Origin of the sequence: Hamadaea sp. NPDC051192, assembly GCF_040682475.1 — a bacterium.
Lineage (GTDB): Bacteria > Actinomycetota > Actinomycetes > Mycobacteriales > Micromonosporaceae > Hamadaea > Hamadaea flava.
In genome coordinates, this window is record NZ_JBFBAZ010000006.1 from 42242 (window position 1) to 58311 (window position 16070).

Genomic DNA, 16070 nt, shown 5'->3' on the forward strand with positions numbered 1-16070 from the left:
ACGGCACCGACAGATGGTGCCACCGGACGGTGCGGCCAGGCTGCGCAATGACGGGGTCGAGGGGCGCGCGACACCACCCGCCGCCTCTCGACCCCGCGTCGTCGCCGGATTTCCCGTGGATCGGGTCTTACGGCTGAACTTCGGCGAGCGCGACACGGGAACCGGCCCGCTCCGCCGAGACCTCCCCAGCGCGCAGCACCGCGAGCACCTCCAACGTCTCAGCCGCCGCGACCGGTGGCACACCAGTACGCGCCATCGTCACCGCGGCCGCCATCTGGCCCTGGTAGAACGCCGTGGCGTCGGCCGTCTCGACGGTCAGCCAACCGTGCTCGCCATGCAGGCTCAGCACGAACGAGTTCTTCGCGTCGCGCAAGGTCTGCACGACGGCCGTGTGCCCGTCGTGATAGCCCAGGATCGCCACGTCCCGCTGCGGCCAGCTCAGCCGCTGTACCCACTCGACACCACCGCCGGTGGCCGCGAACAGTTGCTCGACGGCGTGTACGCCGTAGTAGAACCACTCGCCGGGTCCCGTGCTGATGACGCTCGACAGGGCGCCCACCGCGGCGACTCGATCGCGCGCAGCGACGATCTCACTGCTGAACCGCAACGCTGACGAGCTGGTGACCGGTGTTCCGTACCCGAACAGCGACGCCGCCTCGGCGAGGTCGAGCGTCATCGGCTTGTTGACGAAGGTCGCCACGCCGGCCTGCAGGAACGGACGGGCCAGCCCGGCATGGCTACGCCCACCGCCGGTGTCGTCGATGACCAGGACCAAATCGGTCTCGCCGAGGAGGTCGGTCGACGCACGCACGACTGCGGGGATGCCGTGGGTGCGGGCGAGCGTGGCGGCATCGGGTTGATCCGGCCGCACCTCGCCGCCCCACACCCAGGCCAGCGTGGCATCCGGCAGCGCGCCGATCGCGGTCGCGAAAGCGGTCGCGTGGGAGGTGTTGACCCCCACCATGCCGACCCGGATCACCATTGCTGCAACGCCCGCGCGACCGCCGCGACCGTGCGGTCGATGTCGTCGTCGGTATGCGCGGCCGACAGGAACCACAGCCCCCGGGGAACCATGTTCACCCCCTGGTCCAGCAGGAGACCGTGAAGTCGAGCCATCCCAGCACGGTCGGTGGCGGCGAAGTCGCGGTAGTCGCGTACTCGGTCCTGGGTGGTGAAGTAGGTCTGGAACATCGGACCCGGCCCGTGGACGAGCATCGGCACACCCGCCTTCGCGGCAGCGGCACGGATTCCGTCCATCAGGGCGGCGCCCAGCTGGAACAGCCGGGGATAGATCTCATCGCGTTGCTCGTCGAGGATCCGCAGAGTCGCCTCGGCGGCCGCGATCGCGACCGGGTGGGAGTTGAACGTTCCGGCGTGCGCGACCGCGCCGTCGGTGATGAGGTCCATGACCTCGGCCCGCCCGGCGAGTGCGGAGACCGGCATGCCGCCGGCCATCGCCTTGCCGAAGACGGCCAGGTCGGGTGTGACGGAGAGGAGTTCCTGCGCGCCGCCGGGCGCGACCCGGAAACCGGTGATCACCTCGTCGAAGATGAGCAGGCAACCGTGCCTGTCGCACAATTCGCGTACGCCCTGGAGATAGCCGGGGTCCGGCACGATGGCACCGGTGTTGCACAGGATCGGCTCCATGACGACGGCGGCGATCTGCTCGCCGTGGTGCTCGAGCAGTCCGCGCAGGGCGTCGAGGTCGTTCCACGGCGCCAGGACGAGATCGGCTGCGGAACTCAATTGCTGCCCGCCGGTGCCGGGCACCGGTTGCGGGCGCTCGGCCGGCCCGGCGGCGTCCATGGCGGGATGCACGCTGTAGAGCACCGGATCGAACCAGCCGTGGTAGTGGCCTTCGAACTTGAGCACCTTGGGGCGCCCGGTGTAGCCGCGGGCCAGCCGCAGAGCCGCGTGGACGGCTTCGGAGCCCACGGTGTTGAACCGTACGCGCTCGGCCACCGGGACCATCGCACACAATCGTTGCGCCACGGTCACCTCGGCCTCGTGCTGGGCGGAGTAGACGATACCGCGACCGGCCTGCGCGCGGATCGCGTCGACGACCGGCGGCGGGCAGTGCCCGAGAATCGCCGGCCCCTGCCCGAGCACGTAGTCGATGTAGGAGTTGCCGTCGACGTCCCACAACCGTGATCCGGCCGCCCGGTCTACGTAGAGCGGCGTACCAGGCAAGCGGCGGGCGTCACTGGACACTCCACCGGCAAGGACCTCCCGGGCGGCGGTGTGCAGCTTGACGGCGGCGTTCTGAGGGCGTTTCTCGGCGGTCACGATGTGACGCTACGAAGCCAGCCATGGGCCTGGTCAAGGAACAGGACAAGAATCGGGTAGGTAGCGCAACCGGGTGGTCTTGCCCGGGCGGCGCGCGGCCAGCGAGGCTGGGCCGCATGTTTCTTGCACGGATCAGGCGCGCCGCCGGCGCACCTGTCGAGGTGACCGCCCTCGACCGCGAAACGGGGGCTCTGCTGCCCCTGCCGTCGGACATGTCCGGCGATCCCGTCGCCCTGCTGCGGGAGTACGGCGTGGCCGGATTGACCGACGCGATCGAACGCATGCGGCGCACCGGCGCGGACCCCCTCGACGCGGAGGAGGTCCTGTTCGAGCCGCCGGTGGCCACCTGCACGAAGATCTGCTGCCTGGCGTTGAACTACGCGGCCCATGCGGCGGAGAGCCGGCTGGAGGTGCCACCGGAGCCGGTGCTGTTCTTCAAGCCGCCGTCGGCATTGATCGGTCACCGGCAGACGGTGGTCGCCCCCGCCCGGACCCGGCACCTCGAGCACGAGGTGGAACTCGCGATCGTCATCGGCGCCGAGACGCGGGACCTCCCCGCCGACCGGTGGCGCGAGGCGGTCGCCGGCTACACGGTGATCAACGACGTGACGGCGCGGGACCTGCAGCTGACGAACATCGCGCGCAACGTGCCGTGGGATCAGGCCAAGGGGTTCGACACGTTCGCCCCGCTCGGGCCCTACCTCGTGACGGCCGACGAGGTGCCCGATCCGCAGGCGCTGGAGCTGCGGTTGGAGGTCGGCGGGCACCTGCGCCAGCAGGCCAACACCTCGGACATGGTCTTCGGCATCCCGCGCCTGATCGAAGATCTCTCCAACGGGATGACACTGCTGCCCGGCGACGTGATCGCGACCGGCACAGTTGCCGGCCTGGCCCCACTGAGCGACGGCGACGTCATGCACGCCTCGGTCGCCGGCCTGGGCACGTTGATCAATCCGGTTCGCTTCGCCGCATCATGATTCGGTCGGCCGTTACCGTAATTTGGGACTAGCGTAAGTCGGCCTCTGCTCGGTACCGTCTGCACATGCGGTACGCCGTTGCCATGGTCGTCGACGCGGACGACTTCGTCCTCGCGTCGCGCAGCCGTGGCGAACGGTGGGCGGCGGACCAGCTCGCCCGGTGCCGATCCGAGATCGAGGCACTCGACCGAGGCCAGGTGACGCACGAACCGCCGGACAGTTGGATCGTCACCCTCGCCGGCGAGGACCGGGTGGCGCTGGCTCGCCAGGCGGCCGACCTCGCCCACCAGATCCGCGATCGGATCCGGCGAGGAACGGAGCTGACGGCGACGGTGGCGCTCAGTCAGCCCGTCCTGGCCCACCAGGCACAGCAAGCGGCAGCGCGTACCGCCGCCCGCAAATTGTTGTCCGACACCGGCGACCGGGTCATCCCGCCGGCCCGCGAGGCCACGCCCGGCGGCGAACCATCCGCCCAGCCCTCGGCACGGGTGGAGACGGCGCTGGCCGCCTGCCTGCGCCGGGGCGACCGGCGCGCCGCGGTCGAGGTCCTCGTCCGCTGGGTCGGCCGCACCGCCGCGCAACCTGGAGCCACCCCGCAGTCGCTGCGCCACGGACTGATCGCCGCGTTGCTCAGCGCCTCCGAGGCGACCGGAGCCCAGCGCCTGGCCGACGGGTCGGTGGACTGGTCGGCCGTTCCCCTGACCGACCTGTTCGAGCTGGCGGAGATCCACGAACGCTCTTACCTGCGTCTCTGGCTGGAAGCGCTCATCGCCCGCCTCATCGGTGACCCGGCCGCACCCGGCGATCCGCTGGAACTCGCGCTCGCGCACATCAACCGGCATTTCGGCGACCCCACGCTGAGCCTGGATTCGGTGGGCGGAGCGGTCGCCGTGAGCCCGTTCTACATCTCGCACCTGTTCCGCCGCCGACGGGGCGAGACCTTCCGGCACTACCTCACCGGGTGCCGGCTCGCACATGCCCGCGCCTTGTTGGCCTCCACTCGCCTGCCGATCGAGCAGATCGCCGCGCGCAGTGGCTATAGCAGCGCCAAACGCTTCCGCATCGTCTTCAAACGGCACCTCGGCTGCGCGCCGGCCGAATACCGGCGGCAACGCCTGCACTAACCCGCTGCTCATCCGCTAGGGAGGGTTCCACGTGCGCAGACTGTTCATCTCCGGAATCACCGCGGCCGTGGCGTTCGGCGCCATGGTCCTCGGCGTACCGACCGAGGCCACGGCGGCCGGATCCGTGACCGCCACAGCGGCGGCCGCGCCGCCGATCAAGGGCGACTACGCCACGCCGATCCGATACGCCGACACCAACAAGGACATCGACGTCGACGCCACCATCGCCAAACTGACCGGTGCCCATGTCAACACCTACGCGTACCTCATCTGCTATGGCTTGCGCGGCGGTCGGGACTGGAACACGCTGCCCGCGTTCCTGAGCGCCGCGGCCGACGCCGGCATCGACGTCTGGGTGTACATCTGCCCACCGTCGGAGTCCAAGGACACGGCCGGCAACGAGATGCCGCCGTACTACCTGGACTACGTCCAGTGGGCGACCGAGATCGCGGAGCTGTCGGTGACCTACCCGAACCTGACCGGCTGGGCGATCGACGACTTCTTCGGCAACGCCGCCAAGTACACCCGGGCCTACACCGAGAGCATGGTCAACGCGGCGCGGGCGGTCAACCCGGCCATCAAGTTCCGCCCGGTGGTCTACTACTCGCAGCTCGTCGGGTACAGCAACATGATGGGCGCGTACCGGTACTACATCGACGGCGTCATCTTCCCGTACCGCAACGATTCCAGCGGCACCGACATGACGAACTCCGCCAACGCCGACCCCGAGACCCGGGCGGTGTACGACGCGATCAGCTGCGCCGGCAGCGCCCGCTGCGCGCACTTCTACTTCCCCGGCAACACCGTCTCCGCCGCGGGCTGGAAGACGTCTTACTCCACGACCGTCAGCGTGAACCCGACCGCCTCGTCCTACGGCCTGACGTTCGACGTCTGGGACGATTTCACCGGAGCCACCGCCGGATACCGGTACGCCCGGGTCGTCGTCGACAACACGGTGGTCTTCTCTCGCGACGTCGCCGGCACTCCGGCGAGCACCGCGGTGAGTGTCAGCGACGCGGTCCTGCGGCCATTGCTGGCCGGCAAGTCCTCGGCGACCCTGCGGGTCGAGATGTACGACGCCAAGGCGGTCACGAACTTCCACACCGCGGTGACCTTCGACAGCATCACCGGCACCGGGTTCACCGTGACCAACGGCGACTTCGACTCCGGCACCGGCTGGACACCGGCCCGCAGCTCCAGCGTCTACCTCTACGGCTTCGTGCCGAACATGAAGCCGACCCTGATGACCTACGCCTCCAAGCTCGCCCGCGAGGCGATCGCGCCCTCGCCGACCTACGTAGGCGCAGTCGTCGACACGGCGCTGGACCTGGCCACCGCCGGCATCACCGATGGCTCGCTCATCTACTGCCTGAACAAGTCCGGCAGCGACACATATGACACCAACAACGTCTTGACCAGCTACGCGGCGTCCTACAACGTGGTCGCGAGCATCTATGGCGCCGCTTAACCTCACCGGGGTCGAGTTCCGCGACGTGCTGTTCGCTCGGCCGCTGCACCTGTCGGGGGCCAGCATCGACCGGGTCACGATGGCCGTCGTACGGGTCCGTTCGGGTCAGCGCCACGGCACCGGAGCGAGCATGCTCTCGGTGCCGTGGGCCTGGCCCGGCGAACCGCTGCTCTCGTGGACGGCCAAGGACCAGGCGATGCGCGACGCGACCCTGGCGATGGCCAAGGCAGCCGAGGATGTCGACGCCGCCGACCCCTTCGAGGTGCACGACGCCGTCGCGCAGACCTCCGCCGGCCTCCCGATGCCGGCGCTGGCCGCCACCCTGGCGTTGGCGGCCGTCGACAACGCGGTGCATGCCGCCCTGTCAGCGGCATTGCGCCCGATCCGGCATCGCCTGCCGGTGCAGCACGTCGTCGGTGTCGACGACGTGGCTTCGCTACCGCCCGACGGCATCGGGCACGTCAAGATCAAGTTGGCTGGGCGCGACCCCGCCGCTGACGCAGCCCGGGTCTGCGAAGTCTTCGCCAAAGCCGGCCGCCCCCGGCTCTCACTGGACCCCAACGAGGGGTACGCCGACACCGCCGGCGTCGTCGAGCTGCTCGAACGCGTACGGCTGAACGATCGGGAGGCGTTCGACGCGATCGGCTACGTCGAGCAGCCGGTGCCACGCGACGCCCCCGACGACCCTCGGGGCCTGCGGGCGGTCGGGCGGCTCAAGCCGGTGCTCATCGACGAAGGCCTGGCCAGCGCCGATCAACTCGCCGGTCTACCCGACCAGGGCTGGAGCGGTCTGGTGGTGAAGGCGAGCAAGGGCAGCAGCCTGGCGCTGCGCGCGCACGAATTCGCCTGGCAGCGCCGGCTGTTCGTCACGATCCAGGATCTGACAGCCGTCGACCTGGCGCTCGAGCATTCGGCCCGCCTGGCCGCAGCGCTGCCGTGGTCGTCACCGGCGTTCGAGTACAACAGCCGCCAGTATTGCCCGGCGGCCAACGACGAACTGAGGCGCGTCAAGCCTGCCCTGGTGGACGTGCGAGACGGCCACATCGAAGTGGACTGAGGAGGGCTCGGACGCGCCGGTCGGCGGCTAGCGTCCGAGCTTCTCGGCGACCAGCCGGTACTGCTGGCGCGGCCGGCCGACCTGGGCCGACCGGGCGGCGGGCACCGGCCAGGCCAGTCCCTGCTCGACCAGTTCGTTGAGCGTCCGGCGAGCGCTGCGGGCACTGATGCCCAAGAGCTCGGAGACCGCCTCGGCGTCGACCACCTCGGGGCCGGAGCCACCGTCCACGCCCAGCTGGTCGATGAGCCGGCCGAGCACCTGCACCCCCTTCGACCGCGCCGAGGACGCCGTCACGGTCGCCGCGACGGCGTCGGCCTGACGATGGTGCGGGCGGGCCGGCAGCGAGACCACGTCGCCGTTCGCGTCGATCAGGATCGCCTCGGTCGCCGACGCCCTCCCCACCGCGGTCGCGGCGTTGACCTCGGCATCTCGAGCACTGCGACCCAGACCGATTCCGATCTCGACAGTCGCGCCGAGCTCCTCCCGGATGCTGTCCAGGAACGGTGCCGCGCGCAGCCCCTCCGTCGCCTGGGCCAGCGAGCCCACGGTCGCGACGATGAGATAGCTGTACTCCGCCCACGGCATGACCGTGGCACCCATCCGCTGCGCCTCGATCAGCAGCGTGCGGTGCAGAGACAGCCGCAGCTCCTGCTGCCAATAGTTGCTCGGCCCGGCGTGCCCCTGCCGGTACGCCTGCGGCAGCTGCACGATCGCGATCGCGATCTGCGACTCCTCGAGCTTGCTCCCCGTGCCGAGCAGCGCAGCGGTGTTGAGCGCCGTACGCAATGTCCGGGCAGTCGGCAGCATCCGCAGGGCCGGCACCCCGCTGGCCTGCAGGCTCTGCGCGACGGTCCGCACGGTGGTCAGCGCGGCAGAGGTCTGGCCGGAACGATAGAGCCGCTCGTGGAACGCCAGGAACTCCTTGACCGACGTCGGCCCCTGGTACTCCAGCACGTGGACACCGGCGGTGCTCACGTTCATCTCGTCGTAGGACTCCCTGACGTCGGCCTCGGCGATGGAGTCCACGCTCACCCGCGCGGGGTCGCACGTGCCGGCGACGGTCCCGCTCAGCAGCGCCGAGTACATCGACGCTCCGGAGACCGGCACATAAGTGCTCGGGACCGGCAGTTCGCCCTCGGCCCTGGCCAAGTCGTATTGCAGCGGCCCGGTGAACAGCGCGACATCGATGCCGTCGACGATCTTCATGAGCCGGTCGCGGGTCTCCTGCTCCGCGCTGTGCGCCGAGCCGACCAGCCGCCAATCCCGCATGCCTGGCTCGCGACCCATAAACATGATCCGCTCGACGAGATCGAGCGGACCGATGACGCCGATGACGATCTCGGATCTGGTGCCCAACCCTAGCCGTGCCACTTGTGACGACCTCCGAGCGCTGCGCCGCATGTCACGCTACCCCTCGTAGCGTACCGTGCGCGGACCGCTGTCGGCTCAGCAGGGAAAGCATGGTCCCGCCCAGCACAGCCGCCCGTTCCTCGTCGCTGAGCTGCGCGAAGATCACCCGCCCGAGGGACATACGCAGGTCGATGAAGGGGAAGTCGCTGCCGAACACGACCCGGTCGGCGCCGAGCTCGCCGACCATCCGGATGATGTCCTCCCCGCGCATGAAGGAGCCGCACACCTCCAGCACGACGTTCGGCATCCGCCGCGCCACGGCGATCGCCGAGTCGAACCCGGTCGGCGTGATGCCGCTGTGCCCGGCCAGGATCGTCACACTCGGGTAGCGCTCGGCCACCGCCGCGACCACCGACAGGTCGTCCCATTCGGAGCCGGCATAGGTGTGGGTCAGCACCGGGCAGCCGGTCAGTTCGGCGTACTCGAAGGCGGCCGCGTAGCGCGGTCCGGTGAGCGCATAGTGGTGCAGGCTCGGGTGCAGCTTGATCCCAGCGAACCGCGGATCGTCGGCGTAGCGCTCGGCCTCGGCGCGCGGATCCTGCCACGGATTGATCACCAGATACCCCGACAGCCGTCCGGGATGAGCGCTGACGGCGGCTGCGGTGACATCGTTGCCGGCCGACGCGTCGAGTTGGATCGCCAGGTGGCTGGAGAACAGGGCTCGGCTGACCCCGCAACGGTCCATCACCCGCACCATCGCGTCCGGCCCGCTGTCGGGGATGAAGAACAGGCTGTACGGCCCGGCGTGCGCGTGCGCGTCCACGATGGTGAACTGCCGCTGGGCACGGCGGGCGAACACCGCGCTGGTCAGCGAGGTCATGCGGGCACACACCTTCCAGCCGTGAGATCGCGCAGGTTGGCGGCACCGATGGCCGCCACCTGCCCGTCGGTGAGTTCGGACCACAACAGCCGGGTGACGGCCTCGGCCGGGTCCCGCTCCAACGCGCCGGTGCCGAACACGAGACGCCGCTCACCGAACTGGTCCACCAGCCACTCCAGTCCGCAGTGTGACGACATGTTCGCCAGGCCGATGTGCACATTGGAGGTGCGGTCCAGCACGCCGGCCATCGCCCGCAGCGAACGGTAACCGACCTGTCCGACGACGATCGACAGATCCGGATGTGTGGTCGCGGCGGTCTCGATCGCCGCCCAGCTCGCCTGTGCGGCGTCGAGCAGCACTGGCAGGCCGGCGTCGGCCAACGCCGCCAGCATCGGCGCGCAATCGCTGCCGGTCAGGTCGAAGCCGTGATCGGCTGGGTAGAGGCGTACCGCCACCACTCCGTTGTCGCGGGCGGCCGCCGTGAAGCGATCCACCGGCCCGGTCTCGCCGCTGTGCGACGGCAGCATCACCCAGGCCGGGCTGAGCCGCGGCTGTTCCGCGACGAGCTCGACGACCTGCTCGTTGCCCACCGCGGGATCGTGAAGCCACGACAAGGTGTGCCCGACGACGGCCGCACCGATGCCGACGGCGTCCATCCGGGACAGCAATTGCGCCACCGTGCCCAGCCCGACATCGGCCCGGGGATGGCGGCCCAGCAGCGCGTCGGCGTCGATCAGCTCCACTGCGCGTCCTCGATCAACGAACCGGTCTCGGCGTCGAATCGTGCCCACGTCGTCGCGGTCAGGTGGTCCTCGAAGCGGCCGATCCGCACGACGAGCGTCTGCCCGAGGCGGCTCAGCGTCGCCGGGAGCGGGCCCGCGGACGAGGGTACGAGCAGCACGTCGCTGCGGTCACCGGCGAAGGTCAGGTGCAGGCCGTGGATGGTGCCGTAGTCGGCCTGCCGGTTCGCCGGGTCCGGAATGCGCGCCGGGCCCGAGGTGTGCTCGACGCCCGCCGGATCAGCCGGAATCGCCAGCATCCCGGCGGTGCGATGACCCTGCTCGTGCTCGGACCACGGGGCCAGGCCGTGCATCCGCCAGACGAACCCGCTCTGCCCGAGGACGTCGCTGATGAGCCAGTAGTGCGGCTCGGCCCGGACGAACACGATGCGGCGGTCGTGGCGCACCGGATACCCGTCGTGGTGTCCGGCGAACACGTCAAGCTGTGGCAGGGTCCGGAAGGTGTCGAGGACCACCGTCCGCGCCGTCGACAGCTGTACGCCGGGCGGCTCGATGGTGTTGTGCCCGCGGGTGGCCTGATACCAGTCGTAATACCCGGGGTCGTCGTAGGACGGTGGGCAGCCCGCCTCCCATGCCACCGGGACGCCGTCGGCGGAGATGACGAAGTCGAGGGCGGCATGGTGGCTGTGCGACTCCAGCTCATGCCCGACGTGGGGGCCGTAGTTCACGACCGTCTGGGTGTTCGCTCCGCGGAATACGGCGTATCGGCTGGTTGCCAGCAACTCCGAGCCGCGTTCCGCAGCGTTCGCCGCCGACAGACGCGGCGGCGACGGTGGCAGCCACGACAGCTCCTCGGCGATCTCGTCCGGGGTCAGCCAGCGGCGGGCGAGCTCTCCGAAGCCATGCCCGGGATGGAAGTAGTCGCCGCGCAGCAACAGTTTCGCCGGCCACACCACGCCGCTGTCCTGCAGGTGCGGGATCCAGCCGGCGTCGTCGGCAAGCTTCGCGAGCCAGTCGTGCGCGGCCCGGAACCGCTCATCGGCAGCCAGGTCCCAGCCCAGCTGCTGCTCTCCGACGACGGCGGCACGATGCAGCGCCTCCAGGCACATCGTGTGGTAGCCGGGCGAGCGCTCGTGGTGGCCACCATCGGCGTAGAAGTCGTGTTCCAGATGGTCGAGCAGACGCTCCTGAGCCCGTCCCACCCAGGCCGCGGCCTCTCGCGCCTGCGGGAATACCGACGCCACATGCAGCAGTTCGGCGACGCTGAAGAGCTGCCAGTTGCCATGCCGGAAGGCGTCGTGCTCCTCGTATGCCCAGCGTGCGCCGCCCACGATCGACTTGACCAGCTGCGCCCAGCGCGGCTCGCTCAGCTGGCTCCCGAACACGGCCAGCGCCTTGACGAACACCGCGGAGCGGCTGGCCACCCCCAGCGAGTACCAGATGACGTCGAGCCCCGGCCAGTCGCCGACGACGTCGTCGCGGCAGTCGTACCACTGGCCGAAGAACCGCTCGAAGCACGCTGCGTACTGTGGATCGCCGGTCAGGGCGCCTGCCTGGATCAGCGGGTTGAGCCAGCCCAAGTAGTGGAAGCCGTAGAGCCGTGAGCGCCCCAGGCCACGGTCGAGGAAGTCGACCTCCCGGACGAGCAACGCGTCGGCCTCGGCGAGCACCGTCGGCGCGCTCGCCGGCTTCGCCGCGGCCCACCGGACCGGATCCCATACCGGACGCGGCCGTTCAGGGCTCGACAGAAGGGCGCGCACGTCGGCCAGGCTCGCCAGGCCGAACGTCGCGGCCAGGTCGGCGTCGCTGATGTGCCGCATGCGCGTCTCGTCGACGTGATGCGGCTTCTCCACGCTCGTGGTGGTCATCGCGTTGCCTCCAGGGGGTCCGGTGCGACGTCGACAGGTTCACCACACGCGATCGACTCATGCGCGGCCGCGAGCACAGCGGTCACATGCCGCGAGCTGGCCACGCTCACCAGCGGCTGGGCACCGGTAAGGGCGCACTCCACAAAGTGGTGGATCGCGTCGCGGTACGCACCTGCCGGCTGGCCGTGCATCACTCGCTGGAGCATGTTGCGTGGATAGGCGTACGCCTGCTCGGTGGCGATGGTGATGCCCTCCTTCTGCCGATCGAGCTGGATCACCCCGTCCTCGCCGGCGACGGTGACGTAGCTGTCGACGACCGTGGGGAACGTGTTGGGGTAGATCCAGGCGGACTCGAAGGTGGCGACCGCGCCGCGCGAGAACTGCGCCTGGATCTGGACGGCGTCCGGGGTGTCGATGCCGCTTCGCCGGAGCCGCCCAAACCGTGCGGTCGCGAAGACTCGGGTGATCTGGTCGTCCATCAGCCAGGTCATGAGATCGATGTCATGGCTGGACAGGAACCACGCGCAGGTGGTGCTCGCCGCCCAGGAGATCATCTCGGTGGGGACATGAATCGTGTCGTCCTTGCGCGCGTAGCCCACGACGGGCTCGCCGATCTCGGCCATGCGCTGCTTGGCCTGTGCGTACGCCGGCACCCAGCGATGGTTGAACAGGCACATCGCGCGGACGTCGTTGTCCCTGATAGCGGCAGCGGCGGCGTCGGCGCCCGACACATCCGTGGTGAAGGGCTTCTCCACCAGGATGTGCAGGCCCGCCTTCGCCGCCGCCACCATCATCTCGGCGTGCAAAGGGTCCGGGGTTGTGATGCTCACCGCGTCCACCTCGCCGGAGGCGATGAGTGCGGCGGCATCGTCGAACACGGCGGGGTTTCCGGCCGTCGAGGCGGCCAGCCGTTCGGCGGATCTCCGCGTGCGGCTGGCGACCGCGGCGACCACAGCCTCCGGATGCGCGGCGAGCACCTCGGCGTGCCCGGCGGCCATGATGCCGGCGCCGATGATCCCGACCCTGAGCATGACGTCGTTCTCCCTAGTTCTCGGCCAGCTTGGCGTTCCAGGCCTTCTCGGCCGCGGCCAGCGCCTGGGTGGCGCTCTGCTGTCCCTGCATGAAGCCGCGGATCTGCTCGGCGAGCATTTCCACCAGCTCGGCATCCCGGCCGGTGCCGAGCGACCCGTCGATCAGGTTGGGCATCTCCGAGACGATCACCTGCCGGGCGACATCGCTCGGCTCGTCACCCTTGGCCTGGGTGAAGTACGCGTCGTTCGCCGCGGCGATCGTCGACGGATAGATCGTCACGAGCTTGCAGAAGGCGAGCTGGTTCTCGCTGTTGGTGACGAACTTGATGAACTCGGCGGCCGCCCGTTTGTGCTGGGAGGCCTTGGGGACGACGAAGGTCTGCTGGGCCAGCAGCAGGTACTTGCCGTCGGTGTTCTTGAGCGCGGTCGTGACGGCCAGATCCTTGTAGACGTCCGGCGCGTTCTTCTTCGTGTTGAGCAGGGCGAAGGGAAGCGCGTTGGGCATGAAGGCCAGCTGCGAGTTGTCGAGGTTCTGCGGGTAGTTGCGGGTGTCCTTGGTGACGGCACCGGGCGCGATCCCCTTGCCGTCGTACGCCTTCTTGAACGCCTCGAGGATCGTGGCGGCCGCCGGGGTGTTGAAGGCCGCCTTCTTCTTGTCCGCCGAGATCATCTGCACACCCATGGTCGCCAGCTGCTGGTAGCCCGGCAGCTCGTTCATGCCGTAGACCTTGCTGGTGTCATAGACCTTCTGAGCGAGCGTGAGCGCTTCCTCGTAGGTCTTCGGCGGATTGGCGGCGTCGAAGCCCGCTTTGCCCACAACGGACTTGCGGTAGATGCCGACCGGCGCGCCGCCGTTGTACCAGGGCAGTGCATAGAGCTTGCCGTCACGGCGCAGCGAGGTCAGCAGGTTGGGCTGGTAGTCGGTGAGAGCCTCCGGTGGAAGCAGATCGTCCATGGGGGCCAACGACGGGACGAACTTGCCCAGGTTGCCGGAGTCGAGGTTCACCGCGTCCGGGACGCTGCCACTCGCGACGGCGGCCAGCAGCTTGGTGGAGATCTCCGCGCCGGGCACGTCCACCCAGTTGATCGTGACTTTGGGGTGCTGCTTCTGGTACGAGTTGATCAGCCCGGTGATGTAGTCGTTGTAGTTCTTCTTGAGATTGATCGTCCAGAACTCGACGGTGCCCTCGTACTGCGCGTCGGTGGCGCCCGCGTCGTCCGACGACGACCCCAGACAGCCGCTGGCCGACAGTGCGAGGGTGAGCCCGACAGCCGCCGCGGCGACGGCTCGGGTGGTGCGACGTGCCCTGTGCAGCAGGGATCTCACGATGCCTCCTTGCATCTGACTGTGCCCGAGGGGAGGTTTTGGTTGCACCAGATAGATCATTACGGACCGCCGAATCGGTTTTGTCAAGACCGGGCAGCGACTCATTCAAGCCTATTGACAGGTCGTCGTGATGATCTCTACCGTCGTCTCAGCTTTTTACGGTCGTCCTGAATGCGTTTACGGCCATCGCGAACGAGCGGGGAGAGTCGATGAGACGAAGAAGCTCCAGCACCGGCGCGGTCGGCGGACGCTGGTACACCCCGTGGGTGTTCCTCGTGCCGGGCCTGGGAATGTTCGGGGTCTTCTTCGTGTGGCCGGCGGTCACCGCGATCCAGCTGGCGTTCTACCGCTACGACATCGTCTCGCCGCCGCGATTCGTCGGCGGTGGCAACTTCGCCCATCTGCTGGCGGACCCGCGATTCTGGACGTCGCTGAAGAACTCGCTCTTCCTGCTCGTCGGGCTGTTGCCGATGAGCTTGGTCATGCCGTTGCTGCTCGCGATTCTGGTCAACCAGAAGCTGCGGTTCATCCAGGCCTACCGGCTGATCTACTACCTGCCGGTGGTGACCTCGATGGTCGCCGTCGCCGTCGCGTGGAACTACGTCTTTCACCAGCAGGGCGTGGTCAACTGGGTGCTCACCGGCTTCGGCGTCCTCGATGAGCCGATCCAATACCTCCTCGACCCCGGCTGGGCGCTGTTCGCGCTGACCATCGTGGAGGGCTGGAAAGGCATGGGCACCTACATGATGATCTATCTCGCCGGATTGCAGGCCATCCCGAGCGACCTCTACGAGGCGGCCCGGGTGGACGGCGCCAACGCCTGGCAGCGCCTGCGTTCGGTGACCATCCCGTTGATCGTCCCCTACTTCGCGGTGGCGCTGACCATCGAGGTGATGGACGCGATGCAGGTGTTCACCTCGGTCTACGTCATGACCAAGGGCGGCCCGCAGGACCACACGCTGACCCTCGGCTACTACATCTGGTCGGCGGCGTTCGAGCAGTACGACATGGGATACGCCAGCGCCATGGGACTCGTGCTCTGGGCGCTACTGATCTTCTTCGCCCTGCTCAACTACCGGCTCACCAAGGGGAGAACCGTGTGAGGAAGCTGACCCGCAAGGCGTTGATGTACGCGCTGCTGACCCTGATCTCGCTCGTGTTCATCGGGCCGTTCCTCATCATGGCGTCGATGGCCCTCAAACCTGCCTCGCAGCCGGTCTTCTCGTTCCCGCCCGACCTCATTCCGCGCCCGCCGGTGCTCACCTGGGTCAAGGAGGCCTGGACCGCCGTACCCTATCCGCGGTTCATGCTCAACTCGCTGCTCTACTGCGGCGTCGGCATTCCGATCTACCTGATCATCTCCGCGCTCACGGCGTACCCGCTCGGGGTGATGACCTTCCGCGGCCGGACCGTGGTGTTCTTCCTCCTCCTCTCGACCATGTTCCTGCCCGGCGAGCTGATGCTCATCCCGCGCTTCCTCGTCGTCTCCGAACTCGGCCTGGCCGACAGCTATCTGGGCGTCATCCTTCCCGGCGTCCTCAGCGCGTTCGGGATCTTCCTCCTGCGCCAAGCCTTCGCCGGGGTCCCCCGGGAGATCGTCGACGCCGCCCGAGTCGACGGCTGCGGCGAGGCTCGGATCTTCTGGCGCGTCATGCTGCCATCGGTACGCCCGACGCTGGCGGTGCTGGCCATCTTCGGGTTCATCTCGACCTGGAACAGCTTCATCTGGCCCCTGGTGGTGCTCAAGGACTCGTCGAAGTATCCGATCTCGCTCGGCATCGCGTACCTCGCCGGCATCACCGGCTCCGACGTCCGCAGCATGGCGGCCGGCACGCTGCTCTCGGTCATCCCCGTCGTCGTGTTCTTCATGTTCATGCAGCGCCACATCCTGGACGGGATGAAGGGCGCCGTTAAGGGCTAGCTGTAGCGCCTGGCCGCCCGCGATTTCCGGCAGGCGGCCAG

General features: G+C 68.8%; 14 protein-coding genes. 6 read left to right on the forward strand and 8 right to left on the reverse strand.

Annotation, left to right across the window (positions count from 1 at the left end; all coding sequences use genetic code 11):
• Positions 1 to 127 precede the first annotated feature (127 nt).
• Together AB0M47_RS04265 and AB0M47_RS04270 are read right to left on the reverse strand one after the other, a co-directional pair.
• Entirely contained in the window at positions 128 to 982 is an 855-nt protein-coding gene (locus AB0M47_RS04265; protein ID WP_363408136.1) for a Gfo/Idh/MocA family oxidoreductase, read from the reverse strand.
• Positions 976 to 2286 carry a glutamate-1-semialdehyde 2,1-aminomutase gene (locus AB0M47_RS04270; protein ID WP_363408139.1) on the reverse strand — a complete coding sequence of 437 codons (1311 nt, stop codon included), beginning with the start codon at positions 2284 to 2286 and terminating at the stop codon, positions 976 to 978. Before AB0M47_RS04270 ends, AB0M47_RS04265 begins: the two co-directional genes overlap by 7 nt.
• Positions 2287 to 2402: 116 nt before the next feature.
• Between AB0M47_RS04270 and AB0M47_RS04275 the strand changes: the two genes are divergently transcribed.
• The 4 genes from AB0M47_RS04275 to AB0M47_RS04290 all read left to right on the forward strand — a co-directional run bounded on the left by AB0M47_RS04275 (position 2403) and on the right by AB0M47_RS04290 (position 6912).
• Complete coding sequence (locus AB0M47_RS04275; RefSeq protein WP_363408142.1) at positions 2403 to 3263, forward strand: fumarylacetoacetate hydrolase family protein; 861 nt, start codon at positions 2403 to 2405, stop codon at positions 3261 to 3263.
• 65 nt (positions 3264 to 3328) lie between these two features.
• Positions 3329 to 4387 (forward strand): helix-turn-helix transcriptional regulator, encoded by a 1059-nt coding sequence (locus AB0M47_RS04280; RefSeq protein WP_363408145.1) that lies wholly within the window; start codon positions 3329 to 3331, stop codon positions 4385 to 4387.
• A gap of 31 nt (positions 4388 to 4418) precedes the next feature.
• Complete coding sequence (locus tag AB0M47_RS04285; protein WP_363408148.1) at positions 4419 to 5855, forward strand: hypothetical protein; 1437 nt, start codon at positions 4419 to 4421, stop codon at positions 5853 to 5855.
• The gene (locus AB0M47_RS04290; RefSeq protein WP_363408151.1) at positions 5842 to 6912 is read left to right on the forward strand and encodes an enolase C-terminal domain-like protein; all 1071 of its coding nucleotides are present in this window, start codon (positions 5842 to 5844) and stop codon (positions 6910 to 6912) included. The genes AB0M47_RS04285 and AB0M47_RS04290 overlap by 14 nt, the downstream gene beginning before the upstream one ends.
• Before the next feature lie 27 nt (positions 6913 to 6939).
• Here the strand turns inward: AB0M47_RS04290 and AB0M47_RS04295 are convergent, their stop codons facing one another.
• Genes AB0M47_RS04295 through AB0M47_RS04320 form a run of 6 tightly spaced genes read right to left on the reverse strand, consistent with a single transcriptional unit; the run spans position 6940 to position 14108 of the window.
• Positions 6940 to 8283, reverse strand: coding sequence for a hypothetical protein (locus tag AB0M47_RS04295; protein WP_363408154.1), 1344 nt, complete (start codon positions 8281 to 8283; stop codon positions 6940 to 6942).
• Between the two features lie 31 nt (positions 8284 to 8314).
• A complete protein-coding gene (locus AB0M47_RS04300) occupies positions 8315 to 9142 on the reverse strand; it encodes an amidohydrolase family protein (protein WP_363408157.1) in 828 nt (275 codons plus the stop codon).
• On the reverse strand, positions 9139 to 9885 hold the full coding sequence (locus tag AB0M47_RS04305; RefSeq protein ID WP_363408160.1) for an amidohydrolase family protein: 747 nt from the start codon (positions 9883 to 9885) through the stop codon (positions 9139 to 9141). The genes AB0M47_RS04300 and AB0M47_RS04305 overlap by 4 nt, the downstream gene beginning before the upstream one ends.
• The gene (locus AB0M47_RS04310; RefSeq protein WP_363408163.1) at positions 9876 to 11750 is read right to left on the reverse strand and encodes a heparinase II/III family protein; all 1875 of its coding nucleotides are present in this window, start codon (positions 11748 to 11750) and stop codon (positions 9876 to 9878) included. The genes AB0M47_RS04305 and AB0M47_RS04310 overlap by 10 nt, the downstream gene beginning before the upstream one ends.
• Positions 11747 to 12781, reverse strand: a complete 1035-nt coding sequence (locus AB0M47_RS04315; protein ID WP_363408166.1) for a Gfo/Idh/MocA family oxidoreductase — start codon at positions 12779 to 12781, stop codon at positions 11747 to 11749. The genes AB0M47_RS04310 and AB0M47_RS04315 overlap by 4 nt, the downstream gene beginning before the upstream one ends.
• Before the next feature lie 13 nt (positions 12782 to 12794).
• On the reverse strand, positions 12795 to 14108 hold the full coding sequence (locus AB0M47_RS04320) for a sugar ABC transporter substrate-binding protein (RefSeq protein ID WP_363408169.1): 1314 nt from the start codon (positions 14106 to 14108) through the stop codon (positions 12795 to 12797).
• 209 nt (positions 14109 to 14317) lie between these two features.
• Between AB0M47_RS04320 and AB0M47_RS04325 the strand changes: the two genes are divergently transcribed.
• Entirely contained in the window at positions 14318 to 15211 is an 894-nt protein-coding gene (locus tag AB0M47_RS04325) for a sugar ABC transporter permease (protein WP_363408172.1), read from the forward strand.
• The gene (locus AB0M47_RS04330) at positions 15208 to 16029 is read left to right on the forward strand and encodes a carbohydrate ABC transporter permease (RefSeq protein WP_363408175.1); all 822 of its coding nucleotides are present in this window, start codon (positions 15208 to 15210) and stop codon (positions 16027 to 16029) included. Before AB0M47_RS04325 ends, AB0M47_RS04330 begins: the two co-directional genes overlap by 4 nt.
• Positions 16030 to 16070 lie beyond the last annotated feature (41 nt).